Annotated in this window: 21 protein-coding genes and 1 riboswitch; of the genes, 8 read left to right on the top strand and 13 right to left on the bottom strand. The window is 40.2% G+C overall.

Annotated elements, in window-relative coordinates:
- Nucleotides 1-41: 41 nt before the first annotated feature.
- The gene (locus tag BSO02S_RS21650; protein ID WP_066072627.1) at nucleotides 42-1,808 is read left to right on the top strand and encodes an alpha-glycosidase; all 1,767 of its coding nucleotides are present in this window, start codon (nucleotides 42-44) and stop codon (nucleotides 1,806-1,808) included.
- A 63-nt stretch (nucleotides 1,809-1,871) separates the two neighbouring features.
- On the opposite strand, the gene BSO02S_RS21645 is transcribed toward BSO02S_RS21650, so the two are convergent.
- Nucleotides 1,872-3,548, bottom strand: a complete 1,677-nt coding sequence (locus tag BSO02S_RS21645; RefSeq protein ID WP_066072625.1) for a glycoside hydrolase family 13 protein — start codon at nucleotides 3,546-3,548, stop codon at nucleotides 1,872-1,874.
- A 284-nt stretch (nucleotides 3,549-3,832) separates the two neighbouring features.
- Nucleotides 3,833-4,237, bottom strand: a complete 405-nt coding sequence (locus BSO02S_RS21640) for a globin domain-containing protein (protein WP_425320387.1) — start codon at nucleotides 4,235-4,237, stop codon at nucleotides 3,833-3,835.
- A 195-nt stretch (nucleotides 4,238-4,432) separates the two neighbouring features.
- Here BSO02S_RS21640 and BSO02S_RS21635 point away from each other — a divergent pair, with 195 nt between their 5' ends.
- Together BSO02S_RS21635 and BSO02S_RS21630 are read left to right on the top strand one after the other, a co-directional pair.
- On the top strand, nucleotides 4,433-4,780 hold the full coding sequence (locus tag BSO02S_RS21635; protein WP_066072622.1) for a DMT family transporter: 348 nt from the start codon (nucleotides 4,433-4,435) through the stop codon (nucleotides 4,778-4,780).
- Between the two features lies 1 nt (nucleotide 4,781).
- A complete protein-coding gene (locus tag BSO02S_RS21630) occupies nucleotides 4,782-5,096 on the top strand; it encodes a DMT family transporter (protein ID WP_066072619.1) in 315 nt (104 codons plus the stop codon).
- Between the two features lie 67 nt (nucleotides 5,097-5,163).
- On the opposite strand, the gene BSO02S_RS21625 is transcribed toward BSO02S_RS21630, so the two are convergent.
- The 5 genes from BSO02S_RS21625 to grpE form a co-directional block, all read right to left on the bottom strand.
- On the bottom strand, nucleotides 5,164-5,547 hold the full coding sequence (locus BSO02S_RS21625) for a VOC family protein (RefSeq protein WP_066072616.1): 384 nt from the start codon (nucleotides 5,545-5,547) through the stop codon (nucleotides 5,164-5,166).
- A gap of 68 nt (nucleotides 5,548-5,615) precedes the next feature.
- Nucleotides 5,616-5,852, bottom strand: a complete 237-nt coding sequence (locus BSO02S_RS21620; protein ID WP_066072613.1) for a hypothetical protein — start codon at nucleotides 5,850-5,852, stop codon at nucleotides 5,616-5,618.
- Between the two features lie 115 nt (nucleotides 5,853-5,967).
- Complete coding sequence (locus tag BSO02S_RS21615) at nucleotides 5,968-7,209, bottom strand: hypothetical protein (protein WP_066072610.1); 1,242 nt, start codon at nucleotides 7,207-7,209, stop codon at nucleotides 5,968-5,970.
- Nucleotides 7,210-7,220: 11 nt separating this feature from the next.
- On the bottom strand, nucleotides 7,221-7,355 hold the full coding sequence (locus BSO02S_RS28335; protein WP_268876023.1) for a hypothetical protein: 135 nt from the start codon (nucleotides 7,353-7,355) through the stop codon (nucleotides 7,221-7,223).
- A complete protein-coding gene (gene grpE, locus BSO02S_RS21610) occupies nucleotides 7,327-7,773 on the bottom strand; it encodes a nucleotide exchange factor GrpE (RefSeq protein WP_066072607.1) in 447 nt (148 codons plus the stop codon). Before grpE ends, BSO02S_RS28335 begins: the two co-directional genes overlap by 29 nt.
- A 240-nt stretch (nucleotides 7,774-8,013) precedes the next feature.
- Here grpE and BSO02S_RS21605 point away from each other — a divergent pair, with 240 nt between their 5' ends.
- Nucleotides 8,014-8,388: a VOC family protein gene (locus tag BSO02S_RS21605; protein ID WP_066072679.1), complete on the top strand. Its 375-nt coding sequence runs from the start codon at nucleotides 8,014-8,016 to the stop codon at nucleotides 8,386-8,388.
- Nucleotides 8,389-8,496: 108 nt separating this feature from the next.
- A riboswitch (PreQ1 riboswitch) is annotated at nucleotides 8,497-8,541 on the top strand.
- A 6-nt stretch (nucleotides 8,542-8,547) separates the two neighbouring features.
- Nucleotides 8,548-9,123, top strand: coding sequence for a QueT transporter family protein (locus tag BSO02S_RS21600; protein WP_084375130.1), 576 nt, complete (start codon nucleotides 8,548-8,550; stop codon nucleotides 9,121-9,123).
- A gap of 55 nt (nucleotides 9,124-9,178) precedes the next feature.
- Here BSO02S_RS21600 and BSO02S_RS21595 read toward each other — a convergent pair whose 3' ends face one another.
- From BSO02S_RS21595 to BSO02S_RS21585, 3 genes are all read right to left on the bottom strand, one after another.
- On the bottom strand, nucleotides 9,179-9,871 hold the full coding sequence (locus BSO02S_RS21595) for a copper homeostasis protein CutC (RefSeq protein WP_066072604.1): 693 nt from the start codon (nucleotides 9,869-9,871) through the stop codon (nucleotides 9,179-9,181).
- A 30-nt stretch (nucleotides 9,872-9,901) separates the two neighbouring features.
- The gene (locus BSO02S_RS21590; protein WP_084375132.1) at nucleotides 9,902-10,663 is read right to left on the bottom strand and encodes a GNAT family N-acetyltransferase; all 762 of its coding nucleotides are present in this window, start codon (nucleotides 10,661-10,663) and stop codon (nucleotides 9,902-9,904) included.
- An 81-nt stretch (nucleotides 10,664-10,744) separates the two neighbouring features.
- Entirely contained in the window at nucleotides 10,745-11,260 is a 516-nt protein-coding gene (locus tag BSO02S_RS21585; protein WP_066072598.1) for a hypothetical protein, read from the bottom strand.
- 351 nt (nucleotides 11,261-11,611) lie between these two features.
- On the opposite strand from BSO02S_RS21585, the gene BSO02S_RS21580 reads away from it, so the two are divergent.
- Both BSO02S_RS21580 and BSO02S_RS21575 read left to right on the top strand, forming a co-directional pair.
- Nucleotides 11,612-12,136, top strand: coding sequence for a DinB family protein (locus tag BSO02S_RS21580; RefSeq protein ID WP_066072595.1), 525 nt, complete (start codon nucleotides 11,612-11,614; stop codon nucleotides 12,134-12,136).
- Nucleotides 12,137-12,373: 237 nt separating this feature from the next.
- On the top strand, nucleotides 12,374-12,799 hold the full coding sequence (locus BSO02S_RS21575) for a VOC family protein (RefSeq protein ID WP_066072592.1): 426 nt from the start codon (nucleotides 12,374-12,376) through the stop codon (nucleotides 12,797-12,799).
- Between the two features lie 119 nt (nucleotides 12,800-12,918).
- On the opposite strand, the gene BSO02S_RS21570 is transcribed toward BSO02S_RS21575, so the two are convergent.
- Nucleotides 12,919-13,797 (bottom strand): LysR family transcriptional regulator, encoded by an 879-nt coding sequence (locus BSO02S_RS21570; RefSeq protein ID WP_066072590.1) that lies wholly within the window; start codon nucleotides 13,795-13,797, stop codon nucleotides 12,919-12,921.
- Between the two features lie 107 nt (nucleotides 13,798-13,904).
- Between BSO02S_RS21570 and BSO02S_RS21565 the strand changes: the two genes are divergently transcribed.
- Nucleotides 13,905-14,993 carry a citrate synthase/methylcitrate synthase gene (locus BSO02S_RS21565; RefSeq protein ID WP_084375129.1) on the top strand — a complete coding sequence of 363 codons (1,089 nt, stop codon included), beginning with the start codon at nucleotides 13,905-13,907 and terminating at the stop codon, nucleotides 14,991-14,993.
- A gap of 167 nt (nucleotides 14,994-15,160) precedes the next feature.
- On the opposite strand, the gene BSO02S_RS21560 is transcribed toward BSO02S_RS21565, so the two are convergent.
- Entirely contained in the window at nucleotides 15,161-15,778 is a 618-nt protein-coding gene (locus BSO02S_RS21560; RefSeq protein WP_235846982.1) for an exonuclease domain-containing protein, read from the bottom strand.
- Nucleotides 15,779-15,896: 118 nt separating this feature from the next.
- Nucleotides 15,897-16,150, bottom strand: a 254-nt coding sequence (locus tag BSO02S_RS27610; protein WP_169802781.1) for a hypothetical protein, incomplete at its 5' end; no start/stop codon positions are given.

Here is a 16,150-nt window from a genome sequence, read left to right as displayed (position 1 = left end):
TAGCCGTTAAATACATCATATAGGAATAGGGGTTGGAAATATTGTTAAAAGAAGCCATTTATCACCGCCCAAAGGACAATTATGCATACGTTTGCATTAATGGAGAATTACATATCCAAATTCGTACCAAAAGGGATGACCTGAAAGAGGTAACCCTTTTTCATGGCGACCCATATAACTGGGAAGGGAAGCAATGGCTGACAACCACGACCCCAATGAGGAAAAGCGGCTCCGATCAGTTATTTGATTATTGGTGTGCAGCAGTCAGACCTCCTTTTAAAAGATTACGCTATGGTTTCATCTTAAATGACGGAATGGAAACTATTTGTTACACAGAAAAGGGGTTTTATTCTGAACCCCCAGTTGATGACACAGGCTATTATTTCTGCTTCCCATTTATGAATAACGCGGATATTTTTCAGGCCCCGGGATGGGTCAAAAATACAATTTGGTATCAGATTTTCCCGGAACGGTTTGCAAATGGCAACCATGATAATAATCCTGATGGGGTCCTTCCTTGGGGAAGTGCCCCGCCCACAACAACAAACTTCTTCGGCGGTGATCTAGAGGGTGTCATTCAAAATATAAGTTATCTAAAAGAACTAGGTGCCAGCGGTATTTACTTTACCCCGATCTTCAAAGCCTATTCAAACCATAAATACGACACGATTGACTACATGGAGCTGGATCCGCAATTTGGGACAAAGGAAACCCTTAAAGAATTAATTGAGGTCTGTCACAAAAATGACATTAAGATTATGCTCGATGCTGTGTTTAACCATAGTGGTTTTTACTTCCCTCAGTTTCAGGATGTGCTGAAACACGGGGAAAATTCACGGTTTAAAAATTGGTTCCATACTCATGAGTTTCCATTAGTTACTGAACCAATGCCGAATTATGACACCTTTGCCTTTACCCCGTTCATGCCGAAATTAAATACGGAAAATCCAGAGGTAAAGGAGTACCTACTTTCGGTTGGCCGCTATTGGGTGAAGGAGTTTAATATTGACGGCTGGCGGCTTGATGTCGCTAATGAAGTAGATCATGCCTTCTGGCGTGAGTTTCGCCGTGAAGTAAAGGCAATCAATCCAGATTTGTATATTCTCGGGGAAATTTGGCATGATTCGATGCCATGGCTGCGCGGTGATCAATTTGATGCTGTGATGAATTATCCTTTGACGACGAATATCCTGAACCTTTTTGCCAAGCAAACCATCACGGCGAAAGAGTTTGTGGAAAATATGACAACTGTGATTCATATGTATCCGAAAAATGTAAATGAGGTGGCCTTTAATCTTGTCGGAAGCCATGATACACCAAGAATTTTGACAGAATGCGGTGAAGATTTAGAGCGGGTCAAGCAGGTGTTTACTATGCTGCTAACCTTCATCGGTACACCGTGCATCTATTATGGTGATGAAATCGGCCTAACTGGTGAAATGGATCCAGGCTGCCGGAAGTGTATGGAATGGGATCCTTCTAAACAGAATCGTGAACTTTTCGAGCATGTGCAAAAATTAATTCGCCTTCGTCGCGAGTACCCATTGCTGGCTAATGATGGCGAGCTTTCATTTATTACGCCCCGGGAGCACGATGCTTGTTTGTCTTTTACGAAATCAGAGGATAATGGAAAAACGATTATTGTTGTATTGAACACGAGCGATGCCGCGGTTGAATATACGATTCCATTTGATTTACGTGGGAAAACAGTCAAAAACCTTTGGAATAATGAAGTGTTGGAGGCTTCAGGCGAGGAGTTGGTCATTCATTTATCGGCAAATGGTTTCTCAATTGTGGAATTTTCATAAAAAAACGGGCAAGGTGCTCTTGGGAGCTGCCTTGTCCATTTTTTATTGCCAATCGACAATTATTTATCTATTTTTCAACACCATTGATTCGTATGGTCTTAGAATGCTCTGGCCGCCTCCTTCATAGTTTGAAAGAACAGCATTATATTCTGCAAGCTTTGTACGAAGCTCTTCATCCTCAACGGCTACTTCATCCCCGCTGAAATTACAGACAACTAGGAGGGTCTCATCCTTCCATCTCCGTTCGTAGGCAAATAATTTAGGATGGCCCTTTAATAGCAGCTGAAAGTCGCCCTCGATAATAATATCCATTTCTTTTCTTAACGCAATCAATTTTTGATAAAAATAAAATATTGACTGCGGATCCTCAAGGGCGGTTTTCACATTAATCTCTTTGAACCGCGGATTAACCTTAATCCATGGGGTCTCACCAGTCGTAAAGCCGCCATGCTCAGAATGATCCCATTGCATCGGCGTCCGCGCATTATCCCTGCCTTTTACATAAATCGAGGCCATTATTTCTTCGTGCGTATATCCCAAAGCTTTTCGCTCGATATTCATATTGATAGTCTCGATATCACGGTAATCTCCAAGCGAATCAAACTTCACATTGGTCATCCCGATTTCTTCCCCCTGATAAATATATGGGGTACCCTGCATGAAATGAAGACAGGTTGCTAACATTTTGGCTGATTCCACCCGGTACTCTTGGTCATTTCCGAAACGAGATACGATTCGTGGCTGGTCGTGATTGTTCCAATATAAACTGTTCCACCCTTTGTTATGTAAGCCCGTTTGCCACTTCGTTAAGTTCTCCTTTAGATCAACTAAATCCAGCGGCTTCAAATTCCACTTTCCACCTGGGGCACTGTCTAAATCCATATGTTCAAAGGTGAAAATCATATTGACTTCGTTTCTGTCCGGATCCGTGTAAAGAACGGCGTCCTCAGTGGTGGCACCGGGCATCTCGCCAACAGACATAATTGGATATTTTGACAAAACCTCTTGGTTCATTTCCTGTAGAAACTCATGGATTCTCGGGCCATTCATATAGTAACGGCCGCCATCACTATATACTTGCCCGTCGCTCAGTTCCGCATCCGGCAAGTCTTCCTGCTTGGAGATCATATTGATGACATCCATCCGAAAACCGTCAATTCCTTTATCAAGCCAGTACTTCATCATCCGATAGATTTCTTCTCTAAGTGTTGGATTTTCCCAGTTAAGATCAGGTTGTTTTTTTGAAAATAAGTGTAAATAATATTCATTTGTTGTTTCGTCATAGGTCCAGGCAGGACCACTAAAGACGGAGCCCCAATTATTTGGCTCTTTCCCGTCTTTTCCTTTTCGCCAAAAATAATAATCGCGGTAGGGGTTGTCGGTTGATTTTTTCGATTGAACAAACCATTCATGTTCATCAGAAGTATGGTTTACCACCAAATCCATGACAAGCTTCATATCCCGCTTGTGCAATTCTGCTAACATTTGGTCAAAATCGGCCATCGTCCCGAATTCGTTCATGATTTCTTGATAATTACGTATATCGTAGCCATTATCATCATTCGGTGAATCGTAGACTGGGCTTAACCAAATAACATCGACACCAAGTAATTTTAAATAATCAAGTTTCTCGATAATCCCCTGAATATCACCGATTCCGTCTCCATTAGAATCCTTAAAGCTTCGCGGGTAGATTTGATAAACCACACTTTTCTTCCACCATTGGTCATTATTTTTCATTATGCATACCTCCCAACTAGTAAACAAAATCACTATATCACACAATCAGTAAAAGGCGTTATGCCCCATTATGAAGGTTATCAAGTTCAATATGCTAAACAAACATCAATAAAGGCGGTGTGAGCAAAGCTAGGCCAAACTAAATTCGAGGGGTGGAATACCTATATTCTACCTAAATTTGAAGTACCAGAACCGATTCACTTTGGCGGCGCTCCGCCCCTTTTCCGTAGATCCTAGAATAAAAAATCCCCGGCCAGCTTGGTAAGTGGTCGAGGATTGTATTTTTATTCACTATCAGGTGTATTCACCATAATTCCAGCAACTTGTGTTAACCGGTCATAAAAAGCCTGTCCTGCCGGTTGGTGATCAAGTCCTATCTCGTGAAATGCTTCCTTCATGCAGCGAAGCCAGCACATAGCCCTTCTTGGTGTTACTTCAAAGGGAAGATGCCGGTCTCTCATTGCTGGTGGTCCAAATTCTTGGCTGTAAAGAGCAGGTCCTCCTAAAAATTGCGGAAGAAACATCCGCTGCTTTCGCATAATCTCTTCCATATCCCCTTCAAATAATGGAGCTAACTCAGGATCATCATAGACTCGCGGATAAAAGGCAGTGACTAGTTTATCAATCGTTTCCTGCCCGCCTATTTCTGCATAAAGCGTTTTAAATTTATAGTCCATTTTCTTCACCATCCACTTTTATTTTTCCCCTATTTCTACTAATTATAAAGATAAAACGGAAGATGTTTCGTGATTTATATCACACTTTTGTACCACTTACATAAGTTTCCACGCAGGAAAATAATGTTTAAAACAACTTTCTAACCGATTATGGTATCCTAATATAATACGTCTTCAAGTGAGTCAATCTTCTAAGAGGTGAATTGCATGAATAAAGCCTGGATTTACGTGGCTTTAACTTGTTTATTTGAATTAATTTGGGTGTACGGATTTAACGAGGCACAAACCTGGTGGCAGTGGGGGCTCGTGATTGGGGTTATTTTTTTAGACTATCATATTCTTCCTAAAGCATGTATGACTATTCCCACAGGCACTGTTTATGCAGTTTTTGCTGGAATTGGTACTATTGGGACGGTATTAATGGATGTATACCTTTTTGGCGCTAGTTTCAGTCTGGGAAAGGCTTTGTTTATCTTGATTATTGTAATAGGCGTCATTGGTTTAAATCTTTCTGATAAAAAGGAAGATATCGACGCCCTGAAAGGAGCTGCCTAATATGGGATGGTTGCTTGTCTTTTTAGCAGCTGCAAGTGAGGTCATTGGTGCTGCCGGATTGAAATTATATAGTCAACAGAAAACCTTTCGAAATGGAGTACTTTATATTGGCGGATTCGGTGCATCGCTTGCTTTCTTATATGGGTCATTTCGATTTCTCCAATTAAGCATTGCCTATAGCGTTTGGGTCGGAATTGGTACGGCCGGCGCTGTTTTAATTAACATATTTTTATTCGGGGAATCAAAAAACTTTGGCCGTATCATTAGTGTCGGTTTGATTATCATCGGTGTTATCGGATTAAAGGCACTCTCTTGAAAGCGTAAAATGGACCCGTTCCCTTCGAGCGGGTTATTGCTTCCACTAGCCAAGCGACTGCCTCCCGCTAAGGTGCTACTAGTTCCACTTTAATTCTGTCCGGATCTTCGAAATAAACAGCATAATGAGAGTCCCCACCGGCAAACGGATGCTTCTCTTGATAAAGAATGTTTATCCCCTTTTTCTTCAATTGCGCCGTCATTTGATCTACCTGCTCTTTTGATTTTGCATGGAAGGCCAGATGATTCAGCCCAACTCTTGAGCGATGGTAAGGGACCTCCAAAAAGCGCTCTTCAGCTTGGACAAAAACGATATATGTTTCTTCATATTTCCAGCTGATACCTGAATCCCATTGCTGGTATGGCTCGTAGCCCAATTCAGATAAAAACCAACCCCAGAACTCGGTGGATTTGCTAAGGTTGGAAACGTAGATTTCTAGATGGTGCAGCATGAGGCTCCCCCTTTTCGTTAAGAATAGAATCCGCTTATTAAGCTTCATAGTTTAATACATACAAAATATTATTCTTCAACAACAACCTCTGCTTTTTCTCTTGAAGTATGAAGGATATAAAGTTCTTTGTCTGGTCTTTCTTTATGTACCTTTTTATATTCCTCCCAAGCATCCATGCTGTTTTGAAAAACAGATAAAATTGACATCTCCTCAATAGATCGAATTTTGTTATGAGAAGAGGTTTTTAATGCCTCGGCCAATACAATCTTATTGGGGTAATTTTCACGTACCTCCGTCCACATCATTCCAACACCCCCAAGCATAATTGTTAACTATATTTTATCATAAGGGAGAAAAAAACCTAAAACTAATCATTATATATAGTTTTAGGTTTTGTTTGACTTTTTAAAATCCACGCAATTATTTTTGAACCTCAGTGATTTGTTTAAAAATTTTTGCCGCTTCCACCGCGGTCCATTCTTGTTTATACTTGGTCAAAATTTCTTCCAGCAATGGCAGGGCATCTTTCGCATTTCCAATTTCAATCCATAATTTCGCTTTATCAAGCAACAAGTCATCCATATATGGAGAATGGACAAAGTGTTTGCTGGGTTGGGAAAGAAAGCGATCATAAAGGGGGAGTAGGTTTTCCTTCTCATTCAGCCTTTCCTTTGATTTTATCAGGAAGAAAAAGGCATCATCTGAAAAATATTCGCTTGACTGTAAGGTCAGACTCTTTTCCATCAGCACAGCAGCCTTCCTGTAATCCTTATTTCTAAAGGCCGTTAAACCGTTTCTATAGATGTTTAATCCTGTTTTTACAGACAGATTTGACTTGTCGATATCATCATTATGGATCATGTCGTCGAGCTCTCGCTGCTTCGCTTTTACGTTCGTTTTCACTTCCTGTGGAACGGAAAATTCCTTCTTAAGGTCCTTCGATTTCTCAGTATCTATGCCTGAATCGCCGGCATTCTGCTGGATGACCGGCTCCGCTCTATACACCTCTTTTGCTCCGCCAAAAATCCACATCCCAAGCGCCCCAATCAGTAAGGAAGCAGTCATTCCAGAACCAATGAAGAAACCCTTAGACCAGACCTTGTTTGGTAAGTCTTGGACAACCGCTTTTTCCAAAAATGCAGGTTGATTGGACTGATGCAGGTTTATCGTCTTTTCCAAATCGCGAATGACTGAACTGTTGATTACATAGAGCGGAGAGCTGTTTATTTCTTGAGACGCCCTTTCCACTTCTCCGGTAAGGAGTTGCGCCAATAAATTGCCGTAGTAAAAATCAACCGGCAATGGCACTTCCTTTTGAAAAGATAAGAGTTCATGAAAAATAGTTTTCGCCTGATGAATTTCTTCAGCTTGAATCAATTTAAGCGCCTGATTGTAATTTTCGTACAGTTCGTCATACTGGGGTAATTTCTCCTCAACCATTTGTTTATAGCTTAGAAGATTAGCATCATCAATGTTTTTCCACAGTTGTAGCGCTTTATAGGGAAAACCTAAGAGGACTTGCAGTAACCCTAGCGCCCACTTTGCCTCAGTAAAAGAAGGATATTCTTTCACCAGCGGTTCCAGAAAAAGGGCGGCATCTTCGAACCTTTCCGCATGTATATACTTAATTGCAAGGTTATACACTTGTTTTATTTGCTCCATTTATCAGCCCTCTAAACCCATTCACTGAAATGATCGATAGATTCATCCATAGCTGAATTGGTTGTTCCAAAATCGATACCTATTAAAGCCATTTTCACGTCCTCCTCAAGGTCGTTATTAATAAATGGTGATAACTTTTGCTTCACGAATTAATTCCCCGCTGTCTTTATGACGAAACCCACGCTCAAGAACTGTATAGACTTGGAACTTTTGTAACTCTTCTTGAAAGCTCTCAGGTATCGTTCCAATACTCGTCATTGTCTCTTCATTAATTAAGTGACCTAAGACTTTAATTTCCTCAATACCATAGGACTCCAATAGCTTGAGGAATTCGGTAATAACTGTTTCAATTTGTCCTCCCCATTCCTTAAAGTCGGTCTTTAATGCAGATTGATAGATTAAATCCATCGCATCCACGGCTTGTATAGCCAAATTGGTTAATTCATTCCTTCCCCCTTCACTCTCTTTAACAACCTTTTCCGTATCGATATCAAACTTCGTGATTGGCTTTAATTCTAGTAACTTCTTTTTAAATACTTGGTTGTATGTGCTGTCAATTGTCACCGTGAACCTCCTTCCGTACTTTTTATAACCTTTCATTTAGTTAATATTTAATCGTCATATAGAATATATGAACTTAACCGGAAGGGTTGACCAAAATTATTCTGAGATGTGCAAAAAACACAAGTTGCCCACGAATTAGATTTTTGGAATATTAAACCATAGTGCAGCTATTATGTGGTAACATAATTAAAGGTGGATTTCAAATATTCAGACAAAAACAGGCGAGATATGGGGGAAATGATCATGACAAATATAAAAAGAGTCGGACAAATTGGTGTGCCTATAAAGGATATCGATAGGGCGGTGGAATTTTATAAGAATTTACTTGGGCTCCCGCTTCTATTTAATACCGATACAATGGCATTCTTTGAATGTAATGGTCTGCGCCTTCTGCTCAGTCTGCCAGAAAAGGATCAATTTGCACATTCAAGTTCGGTGGTTTATTTTCAGGTCGAGGATATTAAGGAAACTTACCATGGTCTAGTGGAAAAAGGTGTCATTTTTGTCGACGAGCCGCACCTTGTCGCTAAAATGGGACAAACAGAAACATGGATGACGTTCTTTAAAGACACAGAAGACAATACCCATGCGTTAATGAGCGAAGTTCATAGTTAGTGCTGTAGAGGATACCTTTTTTAGAAGGGTATCCTTTATTATGTAAAAAATAGTGTCATTGACTAGGGTTTTTATTTATATTATTATATTAGTTTGGAAGTATTCTAAATTAACGTGGTTCGAGAACCTCCCACGTAAAAAAACTAAGGAGAAATGAATATGGAGAAAACAACTAACATATTAGCAAAGCCAATTGGTGCTAATACAGGTACTAGTTCCAATGGAACTAATGCAAATGGCAAAGCACGTACAAATGTGCAAGGAATTGTTGTAAACGGGATTATCGCAGCATTATACATTGCTGTCTCGGCGGCAATCGCACCCTTTGGCTTTAGCCAAATCCAGTTCCGTGTTTCAGAAATGTTTAATCATCTAGTCGTTTTTAACAAAAAGTACATTTTTGGAATTATCTTAGGTGTATTTTTGACAAACCTACTTTTTTCGCCAATGAAGGCCTATGACCTCATTTTCGGCGTCGGTCAATCATTGATTGCCTTACTGGTTACAATAGTCTGCGCACGGTTTATCAAACGCATCTGGGTACGTATGGTTGTCAATACCCTTGTCTTCACGTTTACGATGTTCATGATTGCCCTTGAACTCCATTTAGCCTTAGGCTTTCCATTCCTATTTACATGGTTAACCACTGCTGCTGGAGAATTTGTCGTGATGGCCGTCGGTATGCCAGTCATGTATGCAATTAACAAACGTATTCATTTTGAAAAAATGGTGTAAATATATTAAGAGCTGTTGCTTGGTTCCGTCAAGCAGCAGCTCTTTTTTGATTTTCTTAGCCGACCACTCTCTTTATTTTTTTAATTTCATCCCCGTTAATCCGATTGCGAAATTCTCCATCGATCCTAACGGCTGACCCAAAATGATATTCATCGGCCTGGAGCTGTTCATGGACGGACCCGATATTTCTTGAAGTGAGGCCTGAACCAGGCATGATAATTGGCTGGTTAGGGGTTTTCCTCGACTCCGCTAACATCGCTTTTAATGGTGTTAATCCTTCAGAGACTGTTGGTTTCCCTCCCGATGTGAGAATGCGGTCGATATGGTAAGGAGATTGGCAGATGGACTTGTATATCTCCAGTGAATTTGCTTGATCAATGGCACGATGAAAGGTTATAGATAGACCTTGCGCTTCCTCTAATACCATGGCGATTATGTCAAAATCAACTGTGTGCTGTTTGGTTAACGCCCCAAAGACGATACCCGCAGCACCTAACTCATGAACTATTTTAATATCTTCACGGATGGCATCCCATTCATCCTGACGGTATACAAAGGAATAGCTATGGGGTCGAATCATGACCATAACGGGTATTTTCACACTCTCAACAACCGTTTTTATCGTTCCGTAACTGGGTGTCAGACCGCCTTCCGCGATTGCGGAAACCAACTCGAGGCGGTCCGCACCACAGGCTTCAGCTGTTTTGGCATCCTCTTGATTTAAGACAATAATTTCTACTTTACTCAACTTTACACCTGCTTAATTTTTAATGGAGATTTACTTAGAAAAATTTTTATAATACGATTCCATTTGGGTGCGAACCACACAGCCATTTTTCTCAAATACTCTTTGCATTTTCTTATTGGCGGGATGTGTACTCCCTATATAATGGGTTGCTCCCATTTCCTTTAGGGCCGATAATGATTGAAGGTGTATGGCAGTGCTTAGACCTTTCCCCCTTGCTTCTGGCAATAGTCCAAAATAAAACAACCTTCCTTCATTTATTGTACCTGGTTCGAGGTGTGGGATAGAAATTCCAATCGGCTTTTTTTTCAAATAAAATACCCGGCATGATTTCCGCCAGCCTTCCCCTAATTCACTTTTTACAGACAGCAGGTGCTGGTCCATCGTTAAGGATGATGGTTTATTATCTGATCCCGCCATACATTTTTCCCAGAGGAGTTTAAATTCTGTTTCTGAAAAACTACGGTCATCTAGAGAAGCCCAGGTAAACGGAGTTTTGCATCCTTCAAAATCTTTTAAATCCCTATAAACCTCAACCCTTGAGGAAAAATGTTCAAAGCCATTTCTTCGGAATAATTTTGATAGATAATCAAATTCATCTGAGGCCTTATCCAACGATACACCAATTCGCTCCAATCCCGACCGCAAACAACTATCCATTAAGGATAGAACATCTTGTCCCGTAATGAACCCGGTTGGATCTGATTTTTGTTCGATGGTAACATAAGCGGGAAAACCATTTAGTATTTTAAAAGTTTTCCCAAATAGAGCCTCTATTTTTAACATGTTGGGCATATTATGCACGGCCTTTCCCGAAAATAAAAGCAAATTCAAATCTAATAACCTTATTCCCCCCACTCCAATCGTTGTCTATATTTATTGTATATTATTGTCATCCAAACGATAAAATAAGACCTTTCCCTTGTCATGCCAAAATTCGATAGATTGGTGATTTCTCTTATCTACATAACCTATTACATCCAAACCTTGCTCGGTTCGTTTATAAAAATTCCCGCCATAGGCCCTTTTCACTTTTGTTATGGAGTCCCCTATTTTAATTCCTTTTGAAGTAGGCATTGCTGAATTTTCAACAATAAATCGCAAAATGACTCCCTTCGCGTTTGTAGCAATTTCTAGACCATCTTGTATTTTGTAATAGTTATATAGGTCGTTGTCCGCACTTTGATGTATTTGTTCACCATAGACTTTTATGAAGGTATTAATATTGATATTATCAAACAAATAAAACCCATTCACGTTTTCTTGATGCAGATCCGTGCTTTTTGTGTATGTATGATGAAAAGAACGAGGTAAATTCTGTCTTAAGTTGAAGAACAAAGAGGCCGATAATATTACCAAAACAACCGCACTAATAAGTATTTTTTTGAACAATTCTCTCTCCCCCATTTTTATGCATAGATATTCTATGTATACTATAAATAATAATACATAGAAAAACTAAGCACAAGAAATTCCTGTTAAAATAATCCAAAAATTTATTTTTCGGATAAAGGTAGCAGTTACAAAACAATCATAATTTATTCGATTAGTATGAATATTATGGTAGGATTAACCTGTGGGTGGCAATATTGGGCCGTGAGGTTAGAGGGAGCCATCCTCTGCCATATGCTTTTCCGCTTTGAATGGTATTCTTTTAAAAAACGAATAAAGTGGCAGTTTCCGCTAATACCATTAACGTGGAGGGTTAATAATGCTGCAAGAAATTAGAAGGGAGAGAATGGAATGTTACAATGTCCACTAGCAAGTGAGTATCCAGAATATTATGTTCCCTATGTAAATTTGGTCCCTGAAGGTGACTTATTACCGATTTTGCAGAAGAATTTAGAGGAGACGATTACTCTTTTTGAAGGGCTATCGGAGAATGACGGTCAATTCCGTTATGCCTCTGGTAAATGGAGCATCAAAGAAGTACTTGGTCATATGACTGATACCGAAAGAATTATGAGTTACCGCCTGCTGAGAATTGGCCGCGGGGATCAGACACCATTGGCTGGATTTAACGAGAATGAATTTATAGCTGGGTCCCAGTTCGACGAACTTCCGCTCAAAAACATCCTCGAAGATTTTATAGCAACACGACATGCTACCATCACTTTAATTCAGAATATGCCGGAGGAGGCCTGGGCCAAAAAAGGCTTTGCCAACGGAACAGAAATAACCACTCGGGCCATCGCCTACATCATTACTGGCCATGCCATCCACCATGGAAAAATCATCAGCGAAAGATATCTGCCCGTGTTGAAATAAAATACACACCTGTAGTGAAAATGGTGTCAGGCACCATTGAAAAAGCACTAGCATTTTTTTGAAAGTTGGCTTTGTAGTTAATTTTCTATTGCGAACTGGTGTTCCTTGTTTTATAATCTAAATATCGGTAATACTAGGAAATGTTGCTTTAATTAGCAAACCACAACAAGTCCCCTACCTTCTAGAATATCGAACGCAACAAAAATATTCTCTTAAAACACAAGGAGCTGATTATTAATGACGGTACGATTAATTCCCTATTTAGTGATGGACGGAAATGCAAAGGAAGCACTCCAATTTTACGAAAAAGCATTGGATGCCCAAGTGCACTTTGTTCAAACATTTGGAGAAATGCCGGAGAATCCCGAATTCCCTCTACCCGCAGATGCCAAGGACCGTGTAAGTCACGCAACAATAAAAGTTGGTGAAACAGAACTAATGTTTTCTGATACATTTCCAGGTCAGCCCCATCAAAGCGGAACACAAGTGACCATCTGCATCACGACTGACGACGCAGAAAAGGCTCATAAATTTTTTGATGCACTACAAGATGGTGGTCAAGTGGGTATGCCGCTGCAAGAAACTTTCTTTAGCCCTGCTTACGGAAGTGTGACGGATAAATTCGGTGTAACATTTCAAATTTTCGCAGAGGGTAAACAATAAAATTAAACTATTTTTCGCATTAGAATAGCAAAACTAAACGGCTCTGTTCGCTTTATTGCAACAGAGCCGTTCTCAATTTTACTTTTTGGTGGTATTACCATTGCATAACAAATCCTTTCTTACAATCTATAGTTAGAAATGAATCTTAAAAACTCTTTTTGTTTAGAATGGTCATATTTCATAATGGCGTAAGTATCAGCTTCAGGCATTTGGATGGAATGACAATCCACCTCTAATAACCTTCCCTCCAACAATTCCCTTCTGACCGTCGATGTCGGTAAGAATGATACGCCCAACCCCTCAACAATAAACCTTTTTGTAATATGGACCTGCGATACTTTCATCATTCGTACACTTGGAAATTTACCTTTTATCACTCTGCAAAGAAGATCCCAATAACCTGGATGATTGTGTGTTAATAGATAGTTAGAAGTTAACACTTCCTCTTCGTCAAGCGGTGGTGCTGATTCAGCATCTCTGCCATCATGCGGAGCAACTAATATGACTCTATCTTTATATAAAAGCTCACAAAGCAAACTTGGATGATTACTGTTTAAGCATGATAGCCCCAAATCTACTTCTTCCCTTAAGATTGCCTGTTCAATATCAACGGATTCAATAATTTTGACGGAAATCTCAACATCCGGATACTGCTTGGTATAGCTTTTTAGAACATATGGTAATATGGTATCTGCAATAAGTGGGGAAATGCCTAGTGTTAATTTCCTTGTGTACCCTTGACTAAAAGAAGTTAAATCCTCTAGACCGTGTTGATAAACCTCCAGCAATCTGGTTGCATGAACTAAATATCTTTTCCCCGCTTCTGTCAATTTTATTTTTTTCCCTTCTCGATGAAACAATAGGATACCCAGCTCTTTTTCCAGCTGTTTAATATGGACTGTTACGGAAGGCTGTGAAATATATAAAAGTTCGGCAGTTCTGCGGAAATTGCCACAATCAGCAGCCGTAATAAAGGTGTTTAGCCATTGAAATTCCATCATTTCCTCCTTATTAAAAATAGTAATCAAATACTTTAAATATATTTAGTATTCTTAATCACACTTATTTTATAAAATAATACTAACTAAGGAAAGGAGCGATTTTTATGATTCAGAAGGGATTGAAAGGAATTGTTGCGGCAGAGACATTAATCAGCCATATTGATGGAGAAAATGGGCGGTTATTTTATCGGGGCTATGAAATTCGTGAGATTACGAAGGGATTTTCTTTTGAGGAAGCGGCTTATCTTCTCTGGTTCGGCCATTTACCGGATGCTGAACAATTAAGTGCGCTGAAAGACGAGTTGAAAAGCAATCGTGAGCTGCCCGAATATGTAAAGGGAGTAATAGACCAACTCCCACGAAACATGGATTTGATGAGTGTCATTAGAACTGCTATTTCTGCGGTGGGCGGCCATTCCGGTTATGGTTGGAAGCCTAGCGTTTCACAGGCCATTAGGCTAACCGCCTTGGTTCCCACGATTATCGCGTATCGAAAAAGACAGTTAGAGGGAAAAATGTCCGCTTCTCCCCGGAATGATTTAGACCATATTGCAAACTACATGTATATGCTGAATGGAAAAGTGCCTATTGCCGCTCATATGGAGGCACTGGAGACGTATATGATTCTCACCCTTGAGCATGGAATGAACGCTTCTACTTTTGCAGCTAGGGTTACAGCATCAACTGAATCAGATTTAGTGTCAGCAGTCACATCAGCGATTGGTACTATGAAAGGCCCGCTTCATGGCGGTGCCCCTTCAGGAGTCATCGAGCTTTTAAATGAGATTGCTCAGGTTGGAGATGTGGAAATGGTGATTAGAGAAAAGATTTTGCGCGGGGAAAAATTAATGGGATTTGGACATAGAGTTTATAAAACTCACGACCCCCGGGCCATTGCTTTAAAAGCAAAATTACTGGAGCTGGTTGGAGTGGATGAATGGCTTGACCTAGCAATGGACGTTGAAGAGATAGCTGTGAAGTTATTAGCGGAACTGAAACCTGGCCGCTCCCTCTACACAAACGTTGAATTTTATGCAGCAGCAATCATGAAAGCAATTAACATGGAAGCAGAACTATTCACACCAACCTTTACAGCGAGTAGAATGGTCGGATGGACAGCACATGTCCTAGAACAAGCCGAAAATAACACCATCTATAGACCCCAATCAAAATATATTGGAACCTTTAAATAGACGGTGTTTATGGTGTCTTCTATGTCAGTGTTTTCGGTGTCAATTTTTGGTGTCAGGCACCATCCGTGGACAAATCACTGTTTTATCCACCCCAAAAAGACAGTCTCTCACTTTGTGTGTACTCTATGAGAGACTGTTTTTTTTCGCCTATGCTTGGTGATTTGTTTTTAACCCATTCTTGTCCTTGATACGGTCGGCTGATATTTTCTCATTGGAGCCTTTTCAAGCACCTCTTGAAGATAAAGATTCCCATTCGGACTCGTTTTCTGGAGCAGGTCCATCAAGTATGTAATATCATCTAGGGCTCTATGTGTTTGGTAATTTGTAATGTTATGTGCTTGTAACAGGGTCAGTAGTTTACCATTGGGAAAGCCGTAATTTTTCCAGGGGATGTTTCTCATCGTACAGTACCATTTCAAATCGTTAACTTCCGGATACATGTGATAAAGAAAACTGCGGTCAAAGGAAGCATTATGGGCAAAAACCGCTTCGGCACGATGGAAATATGTTTTAACCTTGGCATCATAAAAACTTTTTCCTTCAACTAATTTGTATGGAATCCCGTGAACCCGGTAGGCGGTGTCATAATTATTCCTTGCTGAACGAGAAAGCGGCTCACGCAAAAATGAGTCCTCTTCAATAATATCGGTGACCTCCCCGGTATCTGTTCGATAGGAAAATAGCTTTAAAGCCAATTCGATTACTTCATCCTTGATGGGGCCTAATCCGGTTGTTTCAACGTCCAATATCAAACCCAGTTTTTCTGATTTCTGCACAGTGATCATCCTTTAATTCTTATGTTTCTCCTATTATAGCAGAGCTTGGCATAGTATCCTATCTCCAATATGTCCCTGTAATATGAATAATCCGGGTTAGAAGTCAACCATGATTGGGTACCTTTTTCTAGATTTTCCCCCCGGTATGGGTTCCAACAACCCCGATTGGGTACCCTTCCTGCGACTTTTCCGGCTGAACGGGTTCCAATATGCATGATTGGATACCTTTCCAACGATTTTCCTCGCGGTATGGGTTCCACAACCTCGATTGCATACCTTTTCTGCGACTTTTCCGGCTGAACGGGTTCCAATAACCTCGATTGGATACCTTTCTTGCAATTTTTCCGCCGGAATGGATTGCAACAACCCCGATTGGATACC

This window comes from Neobacillus soli NBRC 102451 (assembly GCF_001591665.1).
Classification (GTDB): domain Bacteria; phylum Bacillota; class Bacilli; order Bacillales; family Cytobacillaceae; genus Neobacillus; species Neobacillus soli.
Note: the sequence above shows the minus strand (reverse complement) of the source record. Positions and strands in the feature narration are given on the sequence as shown.